24 protein-coding genes are annotated in these 20,524 nt (G+C 66.8%); 12 read left to right on the top strand and 12 right to left on the bottom strand.

Features of this window, described 5'->3' with window-relative positions; translation table 11 throughout:
- The first annotated feature begins 21 nt into the window (after positions 1–21).
- From KQ910_RS10165 to KQ910_RS10150, 4 genes are read left to right on the top strand one after another with little or no spacing between them, the layout of a single operon-like run.
- Positions 22–936: an ABC transporter permease gene (locus KQ910_RS10165; protein WP_216959129.1), complete on the top strand. Its 915-nt coding sequence runs from the start codon at positions 22–24 to the stop codon at positions 934–936.
- Positions 933–1,799 (top strand): ABC transporter permease, encoded by an 867-nt coding sequence (locus KQ910_RS10160; RefSeq protein WP_216959126.1) that lies wholly within the window; start codon positions 933–935, stop codon positions 1,797–1,799. The genes KQ910_RS10165 and KQ910_RS10160 overlap by 4 nt, the downstream gene beginning before the upstream one ends.
- Positions 1,796–2,752 carry an ABC transporter ATP-binding protein gene (locus KQ910_RS10155; protein ID WP_216959124.1) on the top strand — a complete coding sequence of 319 codons (957 nt, stop codon included), beginning with the start codon at positions 1,796–1,798 and terminating at the stop codon, positions 2,750–2,752. Before KQ910_RS10160 ends, KQ910_RS10155 begins: the two co-directional genes overlap by 4 nt.
- Positions 2,749–3,717, top strand: coding sequence for an ABC transporter ATP-binding protein (locus tag KQ910_RS10150; RefSeq protein ID WP_216959121.1), 969 nt, complete (start codon positions 2,749–2,751; stop codon positions 3,715–3,717). Before KQ910_RS10155 ends, KQ910_RS10150 begins: the two co-directional genes overlap by 4 nt.
- Positions 3,718–3,763: 46 nt before the next feature.
- Here the strand turns inward: KQ910_RS10150 and KQ910_RS10145 are convergent, their stop codons facing one another.
- On the bottom strand, positions 3,764–5,302 hold the full coding sequence (locus KQ910_RS10145; RefSeq protein WP_216959118.1) for an ABC transporter substrate-binding protein: 1,539 nt from the start codon (positions 5,300–5,302) through the stop codon (positions 3,764–3,766).
- Positions 5,303–5,383: 81 nt separating this feature from the next.
- Between KQ910_RS10145 and KQ910_RS10140 the strand changes: the two genes are divergently transcribed.
- Positions 5,384–5,671, top strand: coding sequence for a 4a-hydroxytetrahydrobiopterin dehydratase (locus KQ910_RS10140; protein WP_216959114.1), 288 nt, complete (start codon positions 5,384–5,386; stop codon positions 5,669–5,671).
- 3 nt (positions 5,672–5,674) lie between these two features.
- Here the strand turns inward: KQ910_RS10140 and KQ910_RS10135 are convergent, their stop codons facing one another.
- Positions 5,675–6,394: a GntR family transcriptional regulator gene (locus tag KQ910_RS10135; protein ID WP_216959111.1), complete on the bottom strand. Its 720-nt coding sequence runs from the start codon at positions 6,392–6,394 to the stop codon at positions 5,675–5,677.
- A gap of 87 nt (positions 6,395–6,481) precedes the next feature.
- Here KQ910_RS10135 and KQ910_RS10130 point away from each other — a divergent pair, with 87 nt between their 5' ends.
- The 4 genes from KQ910_RS10130 (at position 6,482) to KQ910_RS10115 (ending at position 10,081) form a co-directional block, all read left to right on the top strand.
- Positions 6,482–7,399, top strand: a complete 918-nt coding sequence (locus KQ910_RS10130; RefSeq protein ID WP_216959108.1) for a TauD/TfdA dioxygenase family protein — start codon at positions 6,482–6,484, stop codon at positions 7,397–7,399.
- Between the two features lie 52 nt (positions 7,400–7,451).
- On the top strand, positions 7,452–8,426 hold the full coding sequence (locus KQ910_RS10125) for a tripartite tricarboxylate transporter substrate binding protein (RefSeq protein ID WP_216959104.1): 975 nt from the start codon (positions 7,452–7,454) through the stop codon (positions 8,424–8,426).
- A gap of 155 nt (positions 8,427–8,581) precedes the next feature.
- Entirely contained in the window at positions 8,582–8,950 is a 369-nt protein-coding gene (locus KQ910_RS10120; RefSeq protein ID WP_216959102.1) for a copper-binding protein, read from the top strand.
- Positions 8,951–9,106: 156 nt separating this feature from the next.
- Positions 9,107–10,081 carry a Bug family tripartite tricarboxylate transporter substrate binding protein gene (locus KQ910_RS10115; protein ID WP_216959099.1) on the top strand — a complete coding sequence of 325 codons (975 nt, stop codon included), beginning with the start codon at positions 9,107–9,109 and terminating at the stop codon, positions 10,079–10,081.
- A gap of 5 nt (positions 10,082–10,086) precedes the next feature.
- Here the strand turns inward: KQ910_RS10115 and KQ910_RS10110 are convergent, their stop codons facing one another.
- On the bottom strand, positions 10,087–10,314 hold the full coding sequence (locus KQ910_RS10110; protein ID WP_216959096.1) for a hypothetical protein: 228 nt from the start codon (positions 10,312–10,314) through the stop codon (positions 10,087–10,089).
- A gap of 50 nt (positions 10,315–10,364) precedes the next feature.
- Positions 10,365–11,381, bottom strand: coding sequence for a TAXI family TRAP transporter solute-binding subunit (locus KQ910_RS10105; protein WP_216959093.1), 1,017 nt, complete (start codon positions 11,379–11,381; stop codon positions 10,365–10,367).
- On the opposite strand from KQ910_RS10105, the gene KQ910_RS10100 reads away from it, so the two are divergent.
- Entirely contained in the window at positions 11,380–12,657 is a 1,278-nt protein-coding gene (locus KQ910_RS10100) for an SGNH/GDSL hydrolase family protein (RefSeq protein WP_216959090.1), read from the top strand. The two genes, KQ910_RS10105 and KQ910_RS10100, sit on opposite strands and share 2 nt — an antisense overlap.
- Here the strand turns inward: KQ910_RS10100 and KQ910_RS10095 are convergent.
- The 3 genes from KQ910_RS10095 to KQ910_RS10085 are packed head-to-tail and all read right to left on the bottom strand — an operon-like array spanning position 12,654 to position 15,098.
- Complete coding sequence (locus KQ910_RS10095; protein WP_216959087.1) at positions 12,654–12,899, bottom strand: DUF3297 family protein; 246 nt, start codon at positions 12,897–12,899, stop codon at positions 12,654–12,656. The genes KQ910_RS10100 and KQ910_RS10095 overlap by 4 nt on opposite strands.
- A 7-nt stretch (positions 12,900–12,906) precedes the next feature.
- Positions 12,907–14,271, bottom strand: coding sequence for a chromate efflux transporter (gene chrA, locus KQ910_RS10090; RefSeq protein ID WP_216959083.1), 1,365 nt, complete (start codon positions 14,269–14,271; stop codon positions 12,907–12,909).
- Entirely contained in the window at positions 14,268–15,098 is an 831-nt protein-coding gene (locus tag KQ910_RS10085) for a chromate resistance protein ChrB domain-containing protein (protein WP_216959081.1), read from the bottom strand. The genes chrA and KQ910_RS10085 overlap by 4 nt, the downstream gene beginning before the upstream one ends.
- 227 nt (positions 15,099–15,325) lie before the next feature.
- Here KQ910_RS10085 and KQ910_RS10080 point away from each other — a divergent pair, with 227 nt between their 5' ends.
- A complete protein-coding gene (locus KQ910_RS10080; RefSeq protein WP_216959078.1) occupies positions 15,326–15,907 on the top strand; it encodes a hypothetical protein in 582 nt (193 codons plus the stop codon).
- 17 nt (positions 15,908–15,924) lie between these two features.
- On the opposite strand, the gene KQ910_RS10075 is transcribed toward KQ910_RS10080, so the two are convergent.
- A complete protein-coding gene (locus tag KQ910_RS10075; RefSeq protein ID WP_216959075.1) occupies positions 15,925–16,257 on the bottom strand; it encodes a hypothetical protein in 333 nt (110 codons plus the stop codon).
- Positions 16,258–16,311: 54 nt separating this feature from the next.
- Complete coding sequence (locus KQ910_RS10070; RefSeq protein ID WP_216959073.1) at positions 16,312–17,073, bottom strand: SDR family NAD(P)-dependent oxidoreductase; 762 nt, start codon at positions 17,071–17,073, stop codon at positions 16,312–16,314.
- Positions 17,074–17,152: 79 nt separating this feature from the next.
- On the opposite strand from KQ910_RS10070, the gene KQ910_RS10065 reads away from it, so the two are divergent.
- On the top strand, positions 17,153–17,530 hold the full coding sequence (locus tag KQ910_RS10065; protein ID WP_216959070.1) for a YkvA family protein: 378 nt from the start codon (positions 17,153–17,155) through the stop codon (positions 17,528–17,530).
- On the opposite strand, the gene KQ910_RS10060 is transcribed toward KQ910_RS10065, so the two are convergent.
- Genes KQ910_RS10060 through KQ910_RS10050 form a run of 3 tightly spaced genes read right to left on the bottom strand, consistent with a single transcriptional unit; the run spans position 17,478 to position 20,509 of the window.
- Complete coding sequence (locus KQ910_RS10060) at positions 17,478–18,425, bottom strand: DMT family transporter (RefSeq protein WP_216959067.1); 948 nt, start codon at positions 18,423–18,425, stop codon at positions 17,478–17,480. The two genes, KQ910_RS10065 and KQ910_RS10060, sit on opposite strands and share 53 nt — an antisense overlap.
- Positions 18,425–19,960, bottom strand: a complete 1,536-nt coding sequence (locus tag KQ910_RS10055) for a class I adenylate-forming enzyme family protein (protein WP_216959064.1) — start codon at positions 19,958–19,960, stop codon at positions 18,425–18,427. Before KQ910_RS10055 ends, KQ910_RS10060 begins: the two co-directional genes overlap by 1 nt.
- Before the next feature lie 12 nt (positions 19,961–19,972).
- On the bottom strand, positions 19,973–20,509 hold the full coding sequence (locus KQ910_RS10050) for a GNAT family N-acetyltransferase (protein ID WP_216959061.1): 537 nt from the start codon (positions 20,507–20,509) through the stop codon (positions 19,973–19,975).
- Positions 20,510–20,524 lie beyond the last annotated feature (15 nt).

Below are 20,524 nucleotides of genomic sequence, written 5' to 3'. Positions count from 1 at the left end.
CCTTTAAGCTAGCCGCCGCACATGCTTCGTTTTCTCTTCCGCCGCCTGATCGTGGCGCTGCTCGTCGCCGCGACCGTCATGACGCTTGCGTTCGTCCTGACGCGGCTGTCGGGCGATCTCGCCATATCGATCGCCGGTCCCAATGCCACGGCGGCCGACATCGAGGCGGTCCGCAAGGCTTATGGCCTCGACCGCCCCGTGCTCACGCAGTTCTTCGACTGGGTCGGCCGCGCCGTGACCGGCGATCTCGGTAACAGCTATTTCTTCCAGACGCGCGTCTCGACCCTGATCGCCGAGCGCATGCCGGTGACGCTGACGCTCGGCCTGACGGGCCTTTCCCTCGCGCTGCTCATCTCGATCCCGATGGGCATCCTCGCGGCGGTCCGCGAGAACACCAACTTCGATCGCGCCGTGCAGATGGTCGCCCTGATCGGCCAGGCGATGCCGTCCTTCTGGCTCGGCCTGCTGCTGATGATCATCTTCGGCCTTACCCTGGGCTGGCTGCCGATCTCGGGCACCGGCTCATGGGAGCATTTCGTGATGCCCGGCATTGTGCTCTCCTTCTCCGCGGTGCCCGCCCTCACACGCCTCACGCGCGCCGGCATGATCCAGGCGATGAGCAGCGACTATATCCGCACGGCCCGCGCCAAGGGCCTGTCGCGGGCCTCCATCCTGCTGAAGCATGCGCTGCGCAACGCCGCCATCCCGGTCGTGGCGATCGCCGCCGTGCAGCTCGGCTTCATGCTGGGCGGTTCGATCGTCATCGAGCAGGTTTTCGCCCTGCACGGTGTCGGCTTCCTCGCCTGGGAGAGCATCGCGAAGAACGACTTCCCGGTAGTGCAGGCCGTCGTGCTGGTCCTCGCCGTCATCTATGTGGCCCTGACCATGGTCTCCGACCTGCTGAACGCCGTCCTCGATCCGCGGCTGCGGGCATGAGTGCCGCGATCACGATCAACGCCGGTCCCCGCCGGGGCTGGAAGAGCGCCGGCACCTGGATCGGGGCGGTCATCGTCGGCCTCGCGCTGTTCTGCGCGATCTTCGCGCCGCTGATCGTGCCGCACGACCCGTTTGCCCAGGATCTCAACCGCCGCCTGCTCGTGCCCTTCTGGATGGAGGGGCACAATCCCGACTTCATCCTCGGCACCGACCAGCTCGGTCGCGACTATCTTTCGCGCCTGATCTGGGGCTGCCGCATCTCGATGCTGATCGGCGTCACCGTGACCATCGTGTCGGGCGTGATCGGCATCACCATCGGGGTGCTGGGCGGCTTCTTCGGCGGACGCATCGACGATGCCGTGCTGTTCGCCATCACCACGCGCCTCTCGATTCCGGTCGTCCTCGTGGCGCTCGCGGTCGTGGGCCTGCTCGGCACGTCGATGACCCTGCTGGTGCTGACCCTCGGCCTGCTGCTGTGGGACCGCTTCGCCGTCGTCGCGCGCTCGACCTCCATGCAGGTGCGCAACCTCGACTTCGTGGCGGCCGCCTGGTGCGCCGGCTGCTCGCGCTTCCGCGTGCTGTCGCGCGAGGTGCTGCCCAACATCGCGAGCCATCTCGTCGTGGTGGCGACGCTTGAGATCGCGCTCGCCATCCTGCTCGAGGCGACGCTGTCGTTCCTCGGCCTCGGCGTGCCGCCGCCGTTGCCTTCCTGGGGTCTGATGATCGCCGAAGCGAAGGACTACATGTTCTTCAGCCCCTGGGTGATCGTGATCCCGGGCGTGGCGCTGTTCGTGCTGGTGCTCGGCATCAACCTGCTGGGCGACGGGTTGCGCGACGCCTTCGGAACGCGGTCCCGCTCGTGAGCGCGCTTCTCGAAGTCGAAAAGCTCGAAGTGGGCTTCGGCGGCAGCACCTCGGCGGTGCGTGGCGCCTCGCTCACGGTCGAACGCGGCGAAACCCATTGCCTGGTGGGCGAGTCGGGCTGCGGCAAGTCGGTAACCGCGCTCGCCGTCATGAACCTGCTGGCGCGCGGCGGCCATCGCACGGCCCAGCGCCTCAGCTTCCAGGGCGAGGACCTGCTGAAGCTCGACGATCGTGGCATGGCGCGGCTGCGCGGCAACGCCATGGCGATGATCTTCCAGGAGCCGATGACCAGCCTCAATCCGGCCTACACGATCGGCTCGCAGATGACCGAGGTGATGCGCCGCCACAAGAAGGTGAGCCAGCGGATCGCCATCGACCGCGCCGCCGATCTGCTGGGCCGCGTCGGCATCACCGCGCCGGGCCTGCGCCTCGGCCAGTTCCCGCACCAGCTCTCGGGCGGCCTGCGCCAGAGGGTGATGATCGCCATGGCGCTGATGTGCGAGCCGCAGCTGCTGATCGCCGACGAGCCGACCACGGCGCTCGACGTCACGGTGCAGGCGCAGATCCTGCGCCTGCTGGCGCAGCTCCAGCGCGACCTCGGCCTCGGCCTGCTCCTCATCACCCACGATCTCGGCATCGTGGCCCGCGTCGCCCATCGCGTCTCGGTCATGTATGCCGGCGAAGTCGTCGAAAGCGCCGCGACCGCGCAGCTCTTCGCCGATCCGCGCCATCCCTACACGCAGGGCCTGCTGCGCTGTGTGCCGGTGCCGGGCAAGCAGCGGCAGGATGAACCGCTGGGCTCGATCCCCGGCACCGTGCCGCGCATCGGTCCGGGCTTCGAGGGCTGCGGCTTCCGCGACCGCTGCACCTTCGCCGACGCGACCTGCGCCCACACCGTGCCGCATCAGACCGCCGCGCCCGGCCACGACTATCTCTGCCGGTTGGCGCCATGAGTGTGAGCACGACAGCACTGCCTGCGATCGAACTCAAGTCCGTCGGCAAAACCTTCCGCGTCTCGGGCGGCATCCTGGGCAAGGATCGTCGCGTCGTCGCCGTCGACGGCGTCTCGTTTGCCGTGCCGCCGGGCGGCGTGCTCGGGGTCGTGGGCGAATCGGGCTGCGGCAAGTCCACCCTCGCCCGCCTGATCCTGGGCCTGCTCGCGCCCGACTCCGGCGACATCGCAGTCGAGGGCCAGCGCATCGTCGACATGGATCGCAAGGCCCGCGCGCGGCTGATCCAGCCGGTGTTCCAGGATCCGTTCTCTTCGCTCAATCCGCTGACCCGCATCCGCGACATCGTGGCGATGCCGCTGCAGGCGCAGGGCACCTTCTCCCGCGCCGAGATCGCCAAGCGGGTCGACGAGATGCTGGAGCGTGTCGGCCTGCCGGGCGAGATGGGCAATCGTCTCCCCGCCGAACTGTCCGGCGGCCAGCGCCAGCGCGTTGCCATTGCGCGCGCCCTCGTGCTGCGGCCGCGCATCGTGGTGTGCGACGAGCCGACATCGGCGCTCGACGTCTCGGTGCAGGCGCAGATCCTGAACCTGCTGGCGGAGCTGCGCCGCGACCTCGGCCTCACCTATCTGTTCATCAGCCACAATCTCGCGGTCGTCGAGCACGTCGCGACCGAGGTGGCGGTCATGTATCTCGGCCGCATCGTCGAGAAGAAGCCGACGCAGGCGCTGTTCCACGACCCGGAGCATCCCTACACCAAGGCGCTGCTGGCCTCGGTGCTGACGCCCGAGCCCGGCCTCGGCGTGCCCGACGTGGGCCTGGGCGACGTCATGCCCGATCCGGCCAACATCCCGCCGGGATGCCGCTTCCATCCGCGCTGCCCGATCGCCGAACCGCGCTGCTCAATAGAAACGCCGCCGCTCAGGCCTCGGCCCGGCGGCGGCGTGGAGTGTCTGCTGGTTCCCTGAGATCCCTCGACTTCGCTCGGGATGGAAGTAACGCGCCTGCGGCGCGTTACTTCCACTTCGCGAAGTAGAAGCGCGGCAGTTCGTCGGGGAAGGTCTTGAAGTCCAGCGCCTTCGAGAAGGCGTAGGTGTTCACGTAGGTGTTGATCGGCAGCCAGTAGGCCTTCTCGGTCGCGATCTTCACCGCCGCCGAGTAGGCCTTCTTGCGCGCCTCGGTGTTGGATGTGGAGCCGCCCTCCGCAACAAGCTTCTCGAGTTCGGGATCCTTCGAGTAGTTGTCGAGCGCGCCGGCGCCGAACATGACGGGCATGATGGCCGAGACGTCGTTGATCGAGTAGCTGCCCCAGCTTCCCATGTAGAGCGGCGCCTCGCCCTTCTGGGCCTTCTGGATGGCCGGCGCGACCTGGAGCTGGGTGATCTTGGCGCGGATACCGACGGCGGTGAGATAGTTCTGGATCGCCGCGCCCCACGAGGTCGGCTGCACGTAGCTCACCATCTCGACGTCGAAGCCGTTGGGGAAGCCGGCTTCCGCCAGCAGCGCCTTGGCCTTTGCCGGATCGTAGTCGTACTTCACCGCGGCATCGGCATCGCAGCCGAACTGGCTGGGGAAGCACGGTGCGGGCGGCACGCGGCTGCCGCCGCCCACCAGCTTGTCCGCGAACTGCTTGCGGTCGACCGCGTGCCAGATCGCCTGGCGCACCTTGAGGTTGGTGAGCGGATTGCCCGCCCCCGAGCGGCCGGCGGCGTCGATCGAGAGGTAGCCGACGCGCATCGATTCCTGGCGCACGGCCTGAAGGAACGGCATCTTGTTGATGCTGTCGGTCTGGTCGGGATTGATGTTCCAGATCCAGTCGGCCTTCTGCGCCAGCACCTCGGTCACCGCGGTGGCGAGGTCGGGCACGAAGCGGACGTGCAGCTTCTTGATCGCCGGCACGCCCTTGGGCGAGCCCTTCCAGTAATCGTCGAAGCGCTCGAAGAACACTTCCTTGCCCTGATCGTTCTTCACGATCTTGTACGGACCCGCGCCGACCGGCTTGGCCGAGAAGCCTTCCGGGCCGACCTTCTCGCGATAGGCCTTGGGATGGATCGGCGTCACCATGGCGAGATATTCGAGCGCGGCAGGCGTCGGCCGCTTCATCTTGATGCGCACGGTCCAGTCGCCGGTCTTCTCGGCCTTGTCGATCCAGGCATAGTTGGACGGCGTCGCCACCTTTGAGGCGGGATCGGCCGCCATGTTGATCGTGTAGACGACGTCGTCGGGCGTGAGGCCGCTGCCGTCATGGAACTTCACGCCCTGCCGGATCGTAAGATCGAGCGTATTGTCGTCGGTGAACTTCCAGTCGGTGGCGAGCGACGGCTTGATCTCGAAGGTCGCGGGATCGCGATGCACCAGCATGTCCCACGCCTGGTGCGCGAGGATCAGGCCGGTGCGCTGGCTGTTGAAATACATGTCGACGTTGGGCACGGCGTCGTTGAACAGGATGCGCAACTGGTCGGCGGCCTTCTGCGCCGACGCAGGCGAGGCGGCGGTGGCGCCCAGCAGGGCGGCCGTGGTCGAAAGCAAGGCAGTACGTCGGGTGATCTTCAAGAAAGCCTCCGGTTTGTTGGGGGGAGCCTAGGCCGCTGCGACGCGATGAGGCAAGCTTCACGCCAACTGAGGAGAGAACAGATGACCGCCAAACTCGCCGGCAAGGCCCGCACGCAGGCACTCGCCTCGATCAAGAGCTGGAAAAAAGTACGTGGCCGCGATGCGATCCAGAAGAGCTTCAAGTTCACCGACTTCAACGAAGCCTGGGGCTTCATGACCCGCGTCGCGATGGCCGCCGAAAAGGCCGATCACCATCCCGAATGGTCGAACGTCTACAACAAGGTCGAGATCCTGCTCTTGACTCACGATGCCGGCGGCTTGTCGCTCAAGGACGTGGCGCTGGCGAAAGTGATCGACGCGATCGCGTGACGGCTAGGGCTGCTGCTCAACGCGCACGGCCTCGTCGAAATGCTGGCGTACGCGAACGGCGGAATGTTCGAGAAGCAGACGGGCCGCACGCTCCGCTCCCTCTGCGTCATTGGCCAAGACACGATCGGCGAGCCGTCGCCAGTCGGCCGCCGACTCCGCACGCCCCGCCTGGGTGAGGAAGCTGCTGGCCTGGCCGCGGATGAGCTGCCACATGCCCATCCCGGCCAGCCGCTTGTACATGTCGGGCAGATGGTTGTTGCCGCAGCGCTCCGTCAGGAAGGTCTGGATGCGCACCGACTGGGTCGCGAAATCCTGCGGTGACGTGTCGGGCTTCGCCGCCAGCCCTTCCAGATCGACGACCAGCGACTCCAGGTCGGCCCGCTGTGCCGGACCGGCCCGCCGTGTATACCGGCCCGCCGCGGTCGAGAGCAGCGCCGCACGCAGTTCGAACAGGTCGTCGAGATCCTGGCCCGAGAACTCGGCGATGCGCGCGCCCGAGCGCGGAATGCGCACGACATAGCCCTGCCGCGCCAGCGCAATCAGAGCCTCGCGCACCGTCGCGCGGCTGACCGCATGGGTCTGGGCCAGCAGCTCCTCCTTCAGCCGGTCACCCGGCTTGAGGCGGCCCGTCATCACGTCCTCCAGCACGCGCTCGGCCAGCCGCTCGGGGAGCGACTTCACGAGCTTTCCGAGCGGCATTTCCGGTGGGGGGCTGGCGTCCATGCGACGATCCCTATCTTGTCTGACAATAAACAGTATATTGACCGATTATCGGTGCATTGGGTAGGCTGACAGCTTGGGAGAACTCACATGAACTCACTCGAAATCACCCCTCTGGGTTTTGCGGCGGGCGCCCAAATCCGCGGCATCGATCTTCGCAAGCCCCTGAGCGACGCCGACCAGCGCCTCATCAACGCGGCGTGGCTCGAGCACATCGTGCTCGTCTTTCCTGAGCAGGACCTGACGCCGGAAGAGCAGATCGCCTTCTCGCGCCGGTTCGGCGTGCTGGACGATCACGAATCCCAGGCGCCCTCGACCCTGCATCCGGATCACCGCGAGATCCTCGTCCTGTCCAACAAGATGGTCGGCGGCAAGAAGTCAGGCACCTACAATTCGGGCCGCAACTGGCACACCGACCTCAGCTACACGTCCCGCCCGGCCAAGGGCGCGATCCTTCATTGCAAGGAAAAGCCGCCAGTCGGCGGCGACACGATGTGGGCCAACCTCTATCTCGCGCTCGAGACGCTGACGCCGCCGATCCGCGCCCTGATCGAGACCCTCGAAGCGGTCCACGACGTATCGATGGTGCGCGGCATCGAGCAGCGCGATCCCACCGTGGTCGCCGAGATGAAGCGGCGCAATCCGCCGATCATCCATCCCGTCGTGCGCACGCATCCCGAGACCGGCCGCAAGTCGCTGCTGGTCAACCAGCGCATTCGCCGCTTCGTCGGCATGTCCGACGAGGAGAGCCAGAGCCTGCTGGCGATGCTGAATGCGCACGCGACGTCGCCGGAGTTCGTCTTTCGCCACCGCTGGAGCCTGGGCGACGTGGTGATGTGGGACAATCGCTGCAGCTGCCACGTGGCGCTCGGCGACTTCGACCAGACGAAGCCGCGCGTGATGTATCGCTGCTCGCTCGAGGGCGAGGTCGAGACCGGCCGCGTCGCGGACAATACCGCGAGCGCCGACCGCGAATCGATGCTTCAGGCGGTCGCCGCGGTTTCCTGACGCCCGCCACAAGGGCCCAAGCAAGACAAGAAGAAGAACCGGGAGGATGAAGATGTTGCGTTCGAAGTTCATGGGGCTGCTTGCCGGCAGCCTGCTCGCACTTGCCTTGCCGGCTGCTGCCCAGACGCCGGCCTTTCCCGACAAGTCGATCCGCCTGGTGGTCGGCTTCCCGCCGGGCGGTGCGACCGACGTAATCGCCCGCCTGATGGCGCAGGGCCTCACGACCGAACTCGGCCAGAACGTGCTGGTCGAGAACAAGGGCGGGGCGAGCGGCATCATCGCCTCGGAAATGATCGTGAAGTCGCCGCCCGACGGCTACACGCTGCTGTTCGCGCCGAGCTCGCATGCGACCCTGGGCGCCCTCTACCCGAATCTGTCCTTCGATCCGCTGAAGGACTTCACGCCGATCGCCACCGTGGCGCGCACGCCCTACCTGCTGGTCGTCCATCCCGATCTCGGCGTGAAGACGGTGGCCGACCTCATCGCGCTCGCAAAGTCCAAGCCTAACGGCATCGCCTACGCATCCACCGGCATGGGTACGGCGCAGCATCTCGCAGGGGAAATCCTGCAGCGCACCGCCGGCGTCCAGATCCTGCACGTCCCCTATCGCGGCAGCGGCGCAGTGCGCGCCGACCTCCTCGCCGGCCGCATCCAGACGATGTTCGACAATGTCGCCGTCATGCTGCCCTACGTGCAGCGTGGCGAGATGCGGGCGCTGGCCGTGACCGGTCCGAAGCGCAGCACGCTGGCGCCGGACCTGCCGACCCTGCGCGAGCTCAATCTCGCCGCCGCCGAGATCGAGGGATGGTTCATCGTGCTCGGCCCGGCCGGCGTTCCCGAGTCCGTGGTGAAGCGCCTCAACGATGCGGTGAACAAGGTGCTTGCCCAGCCGGCCACGGCCGAGCGCCTCGCGACCCTCGGCGCCGAGCCGCTTTCCGGACCGCCGCAGGATGTCGTCACCCTCGTCGGCAACGACCGCGATCGCTGGGGCAAGGTGATTCGCGAGGGTAACATCAAGCCCGAGTAAGGACCTGCACGCGGCATGCATCGCTCACATGGGCGTGAGGCCTGTGACATGCGACGGCGCGGCGCCCGTCACCGCGATGTAACCTCTGGAAATCTGCGAACCCTTTCCCAGATGGAGCGCTCAGTAGCGTTCACCACCGGAAAGTCAGCCCTCAGATGTTCACGAGTAGAATCACGCTTGCTGCGGTCCTTGCGGTCGCAGCGGTTGCGCCGTTGCCGGCCTATGCCGCAGGCCTGCACAGCCTCCACGAAGTCGATCAGAACCAGGGACTTGAGGATTGTACCGCCGAGGCGCCGAACGGGGCGCCGCTCGCCAGCGGGCGCATCGTGGCCGTCGACAAGGACGCAAGCCGCGTCACCATCGACTTTCGTCCGCTTCCGCTGCTCCCCGAGGGCGGCGTGCGGGTTTTCGCCGTCGAAGATCCCGCCTCGCTGAAGGGCCTCGGCCCGGGTGACCGTGTCCGCTTCGAGGTGGAACGCGATGGCCGGGGTTTCGTCGTCACGCGTCTGGAGAACAGCAACTAGCTGCGACGCGGGCCGCTCGGCGTGTCCGCGCACACATACCTTTCGAAATCCTTTCGCTTGCGCGCCTTTTCCATGCCGCGAAAGACAGCGCTTATTTGAGTGGCCCCGACCGGTCGCGAAGCCGATGCTTTGCGCAATCAACCGGAGGAAATCATCATGGCGCAACGGCGAACATTCGTGCTGGGGGCACTTGCCGCCACGGCCGCTTCGGCAACCGGCTTCGGGGCGCGGGCGCAGGCCTTTCCAACCAAGCCCATTCGTTTCGTCGTGCCCTTCGCCGCCGGCGGCAATGCCGACGTGACGGCGCGCCTGGTGGGCGACGGCATGTCGCGAAAGCTCGGCCAGACTGTCCTGGTCGACAACCGTCCGGGCGCCGGTGGTGTCGTCGGACAGGAAACGGTGCTGCAGGCGCCAGCCGATGGCTACACGATGGTGATCGGCGCGTTCGGCACGCTCTACGTATCGCCGTTGATGGCCGGCAAGCCGTCGATGGTGCCGTCGTTCGCGCCGGTCAGCATGCTGAGCACCGTGCCGATGATCGTCGTCGTGCCGGCCAACAGCCGTTTCACCGATTTCCAGTCGATGCTGGCGGCGGCCAAGGCCAAGCCCGGCACGATCAGCATGGGACACGCCGGCAACGGCACGCCCAATCACACCGATATCCTGCGCATCCAGGAGAACGAGAAGGTCAGCTTCTCGATCGTGCCGTACCGCGGCTCGGGCGTCGGACTGAACGACGTCCTCGCGGGCCAGATCGACAGTTACGTCGATCAGCTCAGCAGTTCGCTGCCCCATCTGCAGTCGGGCAAGCTGCGCGCGCTGGTCGTCATCGGCGAGAAGCGCACGCCCGAGCTGCCCAACGTGCCGACACTGGCGGAAGTCGGTTGCACGGCCTTCGACGGCGGCACCACACTCGGCATCTTCGTGCGTCAGGATACACCGGCGCCGATCATCGCAACGCTGAACGCAGCGGCGGTCGCGGCGCTCGCCGATCCCGCGATCCGCCAGAAGTTCGTCGACCTCGGGGCGACGGTGCGTCCGTCCACCCCCGCCGAGTTCGGCGCCTTCATGAAGACGGAAGAGGCCGGGATCGGCGATCTCGCCAGGAAGGGACTGTTGAAGCCCGAGTAGTCGGACTACCGGATTTTCGCTTTGCCCTGGCCCTTCGGATCGCCCGCCTTGCCTTTGGCTTCGGCGGCTTCCAGGGCGCCGGCTTCCTCGGAGTCGAGGGCACGCATGGCCTCGCGGGCTGCATCGTCGACGTTGCCCTTCTTCAGAAACTCGGCCGTGCGCTTGTTATAATCGGCGGTGGCGCTGTAGCTGCCCTCGCCCTCGATCTTGCTGCTGGCTTTGGACTTGTCCATGGCTCGCTCCTTCGTTGTCCTGTCCGGGCAACGCGGAACGGAGGCAGAGGTTACGTGAGCAGACCGATCTCGCGATAGAAACGTGCGACGCCGGGATGCAACCTTTGGCGTCCCGGCACCACCGCGACCGTGTTGGCGGCCGTCGTGTCGACGAGCTGCGGCGGCGGAGTGCCGGCCTGCTGCACGGCGTACAAGGCCTTCACGATACGGTAGGCCGTCGTTTCATCGAGTCCGGGCCGCGCCAGCACGAAACTCCAGGATCCTACGGAAGGGATCGCCGCCGCCTGCCCGCGAAAGCTGCCCGCCGCCTGCGTCACCGGCTTGAGGAAAGTGTGCTTGCCGAGGATGCGCCGGATCTCGGCGGCGTCGGGCGCGATGAAGCGCGCGCCGTCCTTGCTGTTGGCCATGGTCATGAATCCGGGCCAGCCATTGCCGCCGCCCCACAGTGCGGCGGCCCGGCCGTCGAGCACCATCGCCGGGCCGTCGCCCGCGCGTTCGAGATAGATCGGCTGGAAGTCCTTCGCGGCATCCAGCCCGAGACCGTCCATGGCGTAACGCCCGAGAATGACCAGTCCCGAGCCACCGGCGCCCCAGGCGATCGGCTTGCCCCTGAGGTCGGCGATCGTGCGATAGGGCGAATCCGCCCGCACGACGAACATGCCGGCGGTGGGATACATGGCCGTCAGTACGCGCAGATCGGCCGGCGCGCGACCGATGCCCTGCAGCGACTCATGCACCACCTCGCCCTGGACCAGCGCGATGTCGAGCGTGCCGGCCTCGAGCATAGGCACGTTCTCGGTGCTGCCCTTCGTGTTGATCGCCTCGATCTCGAGCGTCGGATCGAAACGCCGCACGCCTTCGACGAAGGCCGCGCCATAGACCGGGAAACCGCCCCCGGGCGTAGCGGTGCCGAGACGAACCCTCATGGCCTGCGCTCCCGCCGGCGCTGCCGAAAGCACCAGACCGGCAGCCGCCGCGGCCTGCAGTGCCGCACGCCGGCCGAGAGATGACTTTGTGGTGTAATGCCCGTCATGCGAGTGTGTTGTCCGAGCAGGGGGAGATGACATGCCTGACCGTCCTGAACTCATGGCCATTGGCGACTCCATCTACAACGGCACGCGCTCGCTGACCACCAATGCCGAACTCGCGGCCTTGGCCGTGCCGGCGCAGGTCGCGCGGGCGTTCGGGTGGAACTTCAGGACACCCTCCTATCCCCGTGACGTGCTGTTCGACCTTGAAGACCTGTTCCGCTCCGGGCGCTTCGACCTCGACGGTCTGAAACAATCGGTGCTGGACAACGCGCAGGCGTGGCTCGACCAGGGACGCTGGTCGGCCGACGACTGCTTCGACAACATCTCGATCGCCCAGACCACGATCGCCGACCAGGCCTCGCTCACCTACAACAACAACGTCTCGAAGATTGCCGGATTGATCGAAGCAGTGCGCGACGCCGAGGGCTTCGATTTCGTCGGCGTGCTGCCAGCACTCTATGAGGCGGTCAATGCGAGCTTCCTGCTCAACCCGTCGAACGATCCGGCGAGCGCCTTCGCCGACAGGACGCCGCTCGAGATCCTGGCGCAGCGCAGGCCGAAGCGGCTGCTGGTCAATATCGGCATCAACGACGGCATCTGGACGATCTGCCTGATGGCGACGAAGGACCAGTTCTCGCCCGATGCCATCGCCACCGACATGCACGATCTCGGCGTGCGCCTGAACGACATGCGGCAGGCAGGACAGATCGATCACGTCTATCTCAACCTGCTGCCCAAGCCGAGCTGCGTGGCCAACCTGATGCCGCGGGTCGATCCCGGCGCGCTGCCGCGCGGAGCCGACTATTTTCCCGAATATCTCGGCCGGCTGGGCCAGATCGGCGGCCTCAGCGGCGCCGAGATGAAGGCGCTCGACGAAGGCGTGCGCGATCTCAACCGGCGCATCGCCGACGACCTGTCGGAGACCTTCGGCGGCGAGGGTCTCGCTTTCATCGACGCCTACGGCATGATGGAACTGCACGACAACAAGCACTACCGCGAGACGCGCGAGCACGAGATCTGGATCAAGGACTGGCGGATCAACAACGTGCCACTGCAGCGCTGGCCGCACAAAGGCGGGCTCTACGGGCTCGACAACCTCCATCCCACGGCGGTCGGCTATGCGATCCTGGCGCAGGCGGTCTGCCGGCGGATCGAGGCGGAGGAAGGCCTCGCACCCGTGGCACCGATCGATCTCGCGGCGGCGTTCCGCAGCGATTCGCTGCTGACCGACATGCCGCGCCGGCTCGACATCAGCCTGCTGCTGATCAATCTCGTCGTGGGCTTCGCCGCGCTCGCGCGGCCCGGCGCCTAGGACTTCTTCGCCTCGAAGAAGGGCTCGACGTTGCCCTTGAGCTTGATGGTGAGCGGATTGCCCTTGCGATCCATCGTCTTGCCGACGGCAACGCGAATCCAGCCCTCGCTCACGCAATACTCCTCGACGTTGGTCTTCTCCTGGCCGTCGAACCGGATGCCGATGCCGCGCTGGAGAAGCGCCTCGTCGTAATGCGGGCTCTTGGGATTGGTGGAGAGGCGGTCGGGGAGGGTGTCGGTCATGGGTTTCCTATAGCATCAGCGCGTAGACGATGCCGGCCATCGAGCTGGCCAGCAGGACCGGGATCATCCCGAAGCGGAAGCGGAATACAGCAACAGCACAGGCCGCCGCCAGTGCCACCGCGGCGATATTGGCCGATCCCAGCACCGGCAGGTCGACGGTGGCGCCGAGCAGCTTGACTGTCCGCAATTCGCCGAACAGGACCTGCAGGCCGAACCAGACGGCGAGATTGAGGATCACCCCCACGATCGCCGCCGTGATGGCCGCCAGCGCGCCCGACAGCGCCTTGTTGGCACGCAGCGCCTCGACATAGGGCGCGCCAACGAAGATCCAGAGGAAGCACGGCACGAATGTCACCCAGGTCGTGAGCAGGCCGCCCAGCGTGCCCGCGAGCAGCGGACTGAGCCCGCCATGGTCGCGCCACGCGCCGAGGAAGCCCACGAACTGCGTCACCATGATCAGCGGCCCGGGCGTCGATTCGGCCAGCCCCAGCCCGTCCAGCATCTCGCCCGCCGTGACCCAGCCGTAATTCTCGACGGCCTGCTGGGCGACATAGGCCAGCACCGCATAGGCGCCGCCGAACGTGACCACCGCCATCTTGCTGAAGAAGACCGCGATCTGAGTGAAGATGTCGTCGGGCCCGCGCAGGAACCACAGCAGGGCCACCGGGATGAGCCACAAGGCGAGGAAGATCGAGCCGATCGAAATCGTCCAGGCGAGATTGGGTTTTGCGTGCTCCGGCGTCGCCTCGCCCAGCAGGGAGTCCGCATCGCCCAACGCCGCCCGGTTGCCGGCACCGTGGCCGCCGGCCTGGAAAGCCGTCGAGCCGGCCTTCGTCGCGACGAAGCCGATGAGGCCCGCCACGATGACGATCACCGGAAACGGCACGCCGTAGAAGAAGATCGCGACGAAGGAAGCGACCGCCAGCAGGCGCATTGCGTTGTTGCGCAGCGCCCGCCGGCCCACGCGGATCACCGCTTCGATCACGATCACCAGCACCGCGGCCTTCAGGCCGAAGAACAGGCCCTGCACCAGGGTCACCTTGCCCAGCAGCACGTAGACCCAGGAGAGCGCCATGATGGCGACCATGCCCGGCAGGACGAACAACGTGCCGGCCAGCAGGCCGCCCGCCGTGCGGTGCATCAACCAGCCCAGATAGGTTGCTAGTTGCTGCGCCTCGGGACCGGGCAGCAGGGTGCAGTAGTTCAGCGCCTGCAGGAAGCGCTGCTCGCCGACCCATTTCTTCTCCTCGACGACGATGCGGTGCATCACCGCGATCTGGCCGGCCGGACCGCCGAACGACAGGGCGGCGACCCGAAGCCAGACCTTCATCGCTTCGGCGAAGGGAACGCCGTGCGGCTTCGGTGCGCTCATGACTTCCTCGCGGTCGGGGGCCAGTCGTGTCCCTCGTCGACGGCATCGCGGCACCAGCGATAGAAGGCGTCGTAGAGCGCAAGCCCCGCCTCGAGCTGCGCCAGATCGTCGGCATACATGCGCGACAGGCCGAGCGAGGCGGCGAGAAGTCCGGCCGATTCCGGCGCCAGTTCCGGCCGCGCCGTGTCCGCCCCGCGCACGATCGTCGCCAGCCGCTTCAGCGGCTCGGTTTCGAGGCCGAACTCCTCGACCATCAGGTCGAAGGTGCAGCGCTCGCCGCGATGGCTCCAGTGCACGTTCTCGTGATCGACATCGAACGGCGTGGCGCCGAAACGGTCGGCGACGTCGAGGACCTCCGACGGGGCGACATAAAGGAAGACCGCCTGCGGGTCGACGAAGCGGCGGATCAGCCACGGGCAGGCGATGCGATCGACCTTGGGCCGGCTGCGCGTCACCCAGACGGTTCGACCCTGGGCATCCCGGCGCGGCAGGCGCTCGACGGGCACGGTCGGCAACTGCGCCGCCTGCCAGGCGACGATGCCGCCTTCGAGCACATCCGTGGGCACGCCCTCGTGGCGCAGCCACGCGGCGACGCCCTGGCTGAGTTTCAGGCCCTTCTTGCAGACAATAACGGCAGGGCGGCGGGCGGCGACCAAGGCTGGCCCCCAGGCGGGGACGTCGGCCCACGGGCGGCGCACCGCCCCCGGCACGAGGCGCGGATTGGCGGCGAAGTCTTCCTCGGTGCAGACGTCTATCAGTACGGGTGAATCGGGGCGACCGATGAGGCGAGCGAGCTTGTCAGGAGAAATCGTGTTGGGCGAAGGCATGTGCGGCGTCCTTGTGAAGTGGAGCAGGACGCGATGCTTCGGCTGTCGCCTCGTGGGGAGATCGCGATCCCCATCGACGCCTCTTTTAAAGACAGTGCAAATACTGTCAAGCTTGGCCGATTGCCGCCGCCGCAGCCTGACGTTAGTTTGCGGCCGGGATAATGGGACTGTGAGTGCAGGTATATACCGGGGGTTTCATGGCTTGGGGTCGTCTCTTACTTGTTGCAATGGCCGTCTTGGGCACAGTCGTGGCGTGCAGCCAGGCCTCGCGCGTCGTGCAGTCGACAGCGCAGATCAAGCGCGCCTACTGGGGGCTGCCGCAGGCCGGCCCCGGCGCCGACGTGACCAGCATGGTCACCTGTCCCGGCGGCTATCCCTGCGACGTGTTCGCCAACGGCCCGGCCTATAACGACAACCGTTACGATCTGAACAAGAAGCTGACCGTCATCTGGACGTGCCAGCCGCAGAACTTCGTCCTCGCCGAGGTCGCCCCACCGACCTTCAAGGTCCGCATGGCCTGCGTCGGCGCCGCCCCGATCAAGCCGCGGCGCATCGACATCCTCGAAGCCTCCTGGGGCGGACCCTCCTCGACCATCGACGTGACACAGCAGGTTCGCGACATTTGCGGCGAAGGCTCGACGCGATGCCAGGTGCCGGCGATGGCCTATATCTTCGGCATGCCCGATCGGCTCACCAAGACGCTGCGCATCCGCTACACCTGCGACGGCCAGACGACGCCGGGCCGACAGGCGACCGAGAACAGCGTGGCCGACCTGCGCTGCGAGCAGCCGGCCGACCTGGGTTACTGACGGCCGACGAAAAGCCTTCAGCGCCGATCGGCGGGAACGCCGGCCGGCGCGGGGCTGCGACGGCACTCGCCGTGGAGCAGGCCGCCATAGTTTGCGCCGAGCGGCGTCATCGAGAAGGCGCCGTCGTTTCTGTTGTACGTCATTGTGAAGTTCGGGAAGGTCGCGCGCACGGCCTGGAACGTAATCGCAACACTCGTTCCCTCGGCCAACGACGACCCGTCCCAGACACCCGCCGTGTTGCGGCGATCGTCGAATACGACGCTGAAGTTGCGAACCTGGCCGCCCCGGTCCGTCACCTTGCAGGCGAGCCAGCGCGACTCCGCCATCGCAGGCACAGCGACGACAGCCATACCAGCCACCGTCACCAGTAACGTCGGAAGTCGCATCGGGGCGCTCCGGGCCGCTTACTTAGGCGCCATGCGGATCGCGCCGTCGAGGCGGATCGTCTCGCCGTTCAGCATCGGGTTCTCGACGATGCTCATGGCGAGCTGGGCATATTCCTTCGGGTCGCCGAGACGCGAGGGGAACGGCACCTGCGCGCCCAGGCTCTTCTGCGCCTCCGCCGGCAGACTCATCATCATCGGCGTCAGGAACAGGCCCGGCGCGATGGTGCAGACCCGGACGCCGAGGCTCGCGAGGTCGCGCGCGATCGGCAGGGTCATGCCGACCACGCCGCCCTTCGATGCCGAGTAGGCCGCCTGGCCGATCTGGCCGTCGAACGCCGCGACCGATGCGGTGTTGATGATCACGCCGCGCTCGCCGCCGTCCATCGGCTCGGCCTGGCTCATCGCGTAGGCCGCGACGCGGATCACGTTGAAGGTGCCGATCAGGTTCACCTGGATGACCTGGCTGAACATCGCCAGATCGTGCGGGCCGGACTTGGACACGGTGCGGCCGGAGCGGCCGATGCCGGCGCAGTTCACGACGACGCGCGGCGCGCCCAGCTTCTCGACGACCGTCTTCACCGAGGCCTCCACGCTGGCGGCGTCGGCCACGTTGGTCTTCACGAAGAGACCGCCGATTTCCCTGGCCTTCTGCTCGCCCAGCTCGTCCTGCAGGTCGAAGATCGCAACCCTGGCGCCCGCCGCCGCCAGCGCCGAGGCCGTGGCGCCGCCCAATCCCGAAGCGCCACCCGTGACGATGGCGGCCTGACCCTTGACGTTCATTGCTGTCCTCCGTGGTTGGGCGCTTTTAGCATTTCCACCCCCCTTGCCAAGCCGGGCCGCCGACCCAACCTTTCCCGACATGAGCGACGCATCCGATCTGACCCGGAACGAAGCGACCGTCCGCCGGAACTTCTGGACGAAGGCCCGCCGCAATCTGGGCCGGGTCCCCTTCACCGAGGACGCGGTGGCGGCCTTCTATTGCGCCACCGACAGCGCCACCCCGCTGCCGATCCGTGCAACCCTGTTCGGGGCGCTGGCCTATTTCGTGCTGCCGTTCGACGTCATCCCCGACCTGCTGCTCGGCCTCGGGTTCACCGACGACGCCGCCATCATGGTCGCGGCCTTCACCGCCGCCCGCATGCACATCACGGAGACACACCGCGCGCAGGCACGCGCCTGGCTGCTCAAGGAGCAGGGCCAGACGGAAGCTTCTCGGGGGGCTTCTCCGGCGGGCTGACCGCGGCGGCGCGCCGCCGCTCGCGCGCGACCACATGCTCGCGATGGGCGATGTAGAGCGCCGAGGCGATGACGATGGCGGCGCCGACATAGGTCCAGACGACCGGCATCTCGTTCCACATCAGCCAGCCCATGAAAACCGCGAAGGGCAGCCGCATGTATTCGAACGGCGCGATGGCCGACATCTCGCCGGACTTGAAGGCCTGGACCCAGAAATACTGGCCGACCGTGGCGGTGGAGGCGATGCCGATCGCCAGCACCCAGCCCCAGAGATCCGGCCAGCGCCAGACCCAGATCGCCGGTGGCGCCAGCAGCAGGGTCGAGAAGATCGCGAACTGCGTCAGGATCATCAGCGGCGATTCGGAATCGGAAAGACGCTTCACCAGCAGGATCGAGATGGCCACGCAAGCCGCGTTGGCCAGCGCCACCAGCGCACCGAGCTGGAGGCTCCCCTCGCCCGGCCGCACCATCACCAGCACGCCGGCGAAGCCTACGACCGTCGCCGTCCAGCGTCGCCAGCGGACCTTCTCCTTGGCGATGACCGCCGCGACCACGACGGAGAAGAGTGGTTGCGAGAAGGCGATCGCCGTCGCGTCGGCCAGCGGCAGCATCGAGATGGCGTAAAAGCCCAGCACCATCGAGGTGGTGCCCATGAAGGTGCGCCAGAAATGACCGGCGATGCGCTGGCTGAGCCACGGCTTCACCTTGCCCGTCATCATCAGTGGCAGCAGCATCACCACCGAGAGGATGGCGCGGAAGAACGCTGTCTGGACGCTCTCGACCTGCTCCGACAGCAGACGGATCATCACGCCGGTCGAGGTGAAGATGAAGCCGCCGCTCACCAGCCACAGCGCCCCCTGCACATTGGGCGGAAGGCGCCGCAGCCAGTCCCGCATCAGATCTTCCGCTCGTGGCCGACCCAGTAAGGCTCGCGCAGCGTCTTCTTCAGCACCTTGCCGACGGGGCTGCGCGGCAGCGTCTCGACGAAGTCGACGGTCTTGGGCGACTTGACGCCGCCCAGCTTCTCCTTGGCGAGCCGGATCAGTTCGTCGGCCTCCACCGTCATGCCGGGCTTCAGCTCGACGACGGCCTTCACCGCCTCTCCCCATTTCTCGTCGGGCACGCCGATCACCGCGCAGTCCTGCACCGCGGGATGGCTCCACAGGACCTGCTCGACCTCGCCCGGGAAGACGTTGAAGCCGCCGGAGATGATCATGTCCTTCTTGCGATCGACGATGTAGACGAACCCGTCCTCATCGATGACGCCAATGTCGCCAGTATGATGCCAGCCGAACGCGGAGGCCTCGGCCGTGGCTTCGAGGTTATTGTAGTAGCCCTTCATGACGAGGCCGCCGCGCACGACAATCTCGCCACGTTCCCCACGCGGCAGCAGCTTGCCGTGGTCGTCCATGACCTCGAGCCGCACCAGCGGCGAGACCTTGCCGCAGCTCGCGAGCCGGTGGCGGTTGTTGGTCTCCAGCGCCGCCACGTGATCTTCCGGCGAGAAGAAGGTGCAGATCATGCAGGCCTCGGCCTGGCCGTAGGTCTGTGTCAGCACCGGACCGAACACCTTCACCGCCTCGACCAGCTTGTCGACCGACATCGGCGCCGACGCATAGACCAGATGCTGCAGCGAGCTGTAGTCGTATTTGGCCACGTCGGGGTGGGCGAGCAGCATGTAGATCAGGGTCGGGGGCATGTAGACATGCGTGACCTTGTGCTTTTCGATCGCGGCCAGGATGCCGCCGGGATCGGCCGTGCCCATGAAGATGTTGGTGCCGCCGAAGGCGAGCAGCGGGAACGAGCAGACGCCGGCCGCGTGCGTCATCGGCGCCACCATCAGATGGATCGGCGGCGACGTCACCGGCATGCAGGCCCAGAAGATCGAGTTCATCGTCTCGATGTTGCCGTTGGTGATCTGCACGCCCTTGGGGCGGCCGGTGGTGCCGCCGGAACTCGCGAGGAAGGCGACATCGCCGGGTGCATCGGGCAGGTCCGGCGCCACTTCCTTCTGCGCCGCCAGCCACTCCGTGAAGGACGGCGTGTCGATGCAGATGAAGCCGGTGATGCGCGGGCAGGCCTCGCGGATGCGCGGGAGATAGGACTCGAAGCTCGAATGATAGAACAGCACCTCCACGTCGGTGTTGTTCAGGATGTAGAGATTCTCCTCCAGCGCGTTGCGCGCATTGACCGGCGCCCAGGTGATGCCGGCCCGCACGATGCCCAGCAGGCAGGCATAGGCCGCCGCATGGTTGGGACTGTAGACCGCCGCCTTGGAGCCGCGCCCGAGACCCATCGCCAGCAACCCGTTGGCGACGCGATGCGTCTGCCCGCGCACCTCGCGATAGGTCCAGCCTTGCGTGCCGTCATGCAGGCAATGCCGCTCCGGATAGAGATCGGCGCCGCGGTCGAAATAGTCAATGAGTCTCATTTCGACACCTTCCTAGGGATTGGACACGGGCGGTTTTCCATCCCCCTCGCCCAACGGTCGCTGCATCAGGACGCTGTCGAGCCAGCGGCCGAACTTGAAGCCGACGCTCTTCAGCGTGCCGGTCATCTCGAAGCCGCAGGAGGCGTGGAGGTTGATCGAGGCGACGTGCGCGGAATCGCCAATCACGGCGATCATCTGGCGGCGGCCGTCACGGGTGCAGAGATCGATCAGCGGCACCAGCAGCGCCTTGCCGACGCCCTGCCCGACCGCATCCTTGTCGATGTAGATCGAATTCTCGACGGTGAAGCGATAGGCCGGGCGCGTGCGGTAAAGGCCGGCATAGGCATAGCCCAGCAAGCGCCCGTCCTTCTCGGCCACGATGTACGGCAGGCCGAGATCGAGCACGGCCGAGCGGCGCTTCTTCATCTCCGCAAGGTCGGGCGGATCGACCTCGAAGGAGGCCGTGCCGTGCAGCACGTGATGTCCGTAAATCTCCGCGCAACGCGCCACGTCGGCCTCGGTCGAGGCTCTCACCGTCAGTCCGCTCACGTCGTCAAATCCCCA

Origin of the sequence: Reyranella humidisoli (genome assembly GCF_019039055.1) — a bacterium.
In the GTDB taxonomy this organism is placed as follows: Bacteria; Pseudomonadota; Alphaproteobacteria; order Reyranellales; family Reyranellaceae; genus Reyranella; species Reyranella humidisoli.
This window is presented reverse-complemented; position numbering and strand designations above follow the sequence as displayed.

Bases quoted from the DNA above. Each gene is read 5' to 3' on its own strand.
- KQ910_RS10165 (WP_216959129.1), top strand. From the start codon at position 22: ATGCTTCGTTTTCTCTTCCGCCGCCTGATCGTGGCGCTGCTCGTCGCC.
- KQ910_RS10080 (WP_216959078.1), top strand. From the start codon at position 15,326: ATGGCCGTCTTGGGCACAGTCGTGGCGTGCAGCCAGGCCTCGCGCGTC.
- KQ910_RS10060 (WP_216959067.1), bottom strand. From the start codon at position 18,425: ATGCGGGACTGGCTGCGGCGCCTTCCGCCCAATGTGCAGGGGGCGCTG.
- KQ910_RS10095 (WP_216959087.1), bottom strand. From the start codon at position 12,899: ATGACCGACACCCTCCCCGACCGCCTCTCCACCAATCCCAAGAGCCCG.
- KQ910_RS10115 (WP_216959099.1), top strand. From the start codon at position 9,107: ATGGCGCAACGGCGAACATTCGTGCTGGGGGCACTTGCCGCCACGGCC.
- KQ910_RS10140 (WP_216959114.1), top strand. From the start codon at position 5,384: ATGACCGCCAAACTCGCCGGCAAGGCCCGCACGCAGGCACTCGCCTCG.
- KQ910_RS10130 (WP_216959108.1), top strand. From the start codon at position 6,482: ATGAACTCACTCGAAATCACCCCTCTGGGTTTTGCGGCGGGCGCCCAA.
- KQ910_RS10105 (WP_216959093.1), bottom strand. From the start codon at position 11,381: ATGTCATCTCCCCCTGCTCGGACAACACACTCGCATGACGGGCATTAC.
- KQ910_RS10100 (WP_216959090.1), top strand. From the start codon at position 11,380: ATGCCTGACCGTCCTGAACTCATGGCCATTGGCGACTCCATCTACAAC.
- KQ910_RS10085 (WP_216959081.1), bottom strand. From the start codon at position 15,098: ATGCCTTCGCCCAACACGATTTCTCCTGACAAGCTCGCTCGCCTCATC.
- KQ910_RS10055 (WP_216959064.1), bottom strand. From the start codon at position 19,960: ATGAGACTCATTGACTATTTCGACCGCGGCGCCGATCTCTATCCGGAG.
- KQ910_RS10110 (WP_216959096.1), bottom strand. From the start codon at position 10,314: ATGGACAAGTCCAAAGCCAGCAGCAAGATCGAGGGCGAGGGCAGCTAC.
- KQ910_RS10120 (WP_216959102.1), top strand. From the start codon at position 8,582: ATGTTCACGAGTAGAATCACGCTTGCTGCGGTCCTTGCGGTCGCAGCG.
- KQ910_RS10075 (WP_216959075.1), bottom strand. From the start codon at position 16,257: ATGGCTGTCGTCGCTGTGCCTGCGATGGCGGAGTCGCGCTGGCTCGCC.
- KQ910_RS10160 (WP_216959126.1), top strand. From the start codon at position 933: ATGAGTGCCGCGATCACGATCAACGCCGGTCCCCGCCGGGGCTGGAAG.
- KQ910_RS10125 (WP_216959104.1), top strand. From the start codon at position 7,452: ATGTTGCGTTCGAAGTTCATGGGGCTGCTTGCCGGCAGCCTGCTCGCA.
- chrA (WP_216959083.1), bottom strand. From the start codon at position 14,271: ATGAGCGCACCGAAGCCGCACGGCGTTCCCTTCGCCGAAGCGATGAAG.
- KQ910_RS10135 (WP_216959111.1), bottom strand. From the start codon at position 6,394: ATGGACGCCAGCCCCCCACCGGAAATGCCGCTCGGAAAGCTCGTGAAG.
- KQ910_RS10070 (WP_216959073.1), bottom strand. From the start codon at position 17,073: ATGAACGTCAAGGGTCAGGCCGCCATCGTCACGGGTGGCGCTTCGGGA.
- KQ910_RS10065 (WP_216959070.1), top strand. From the start codon at position 17,153: ATGAGCGACGCATCCGATCTGACCCGGAACGAAGCGACCGTCCGCCGG.
- KQ910_RS10150 (WP_216959121.1), top strand. From the start codon at position 2,749: ATGAGTGTGAGCACGACAGCACTGCCTGCGATCGAACTCAAGTCCGTC.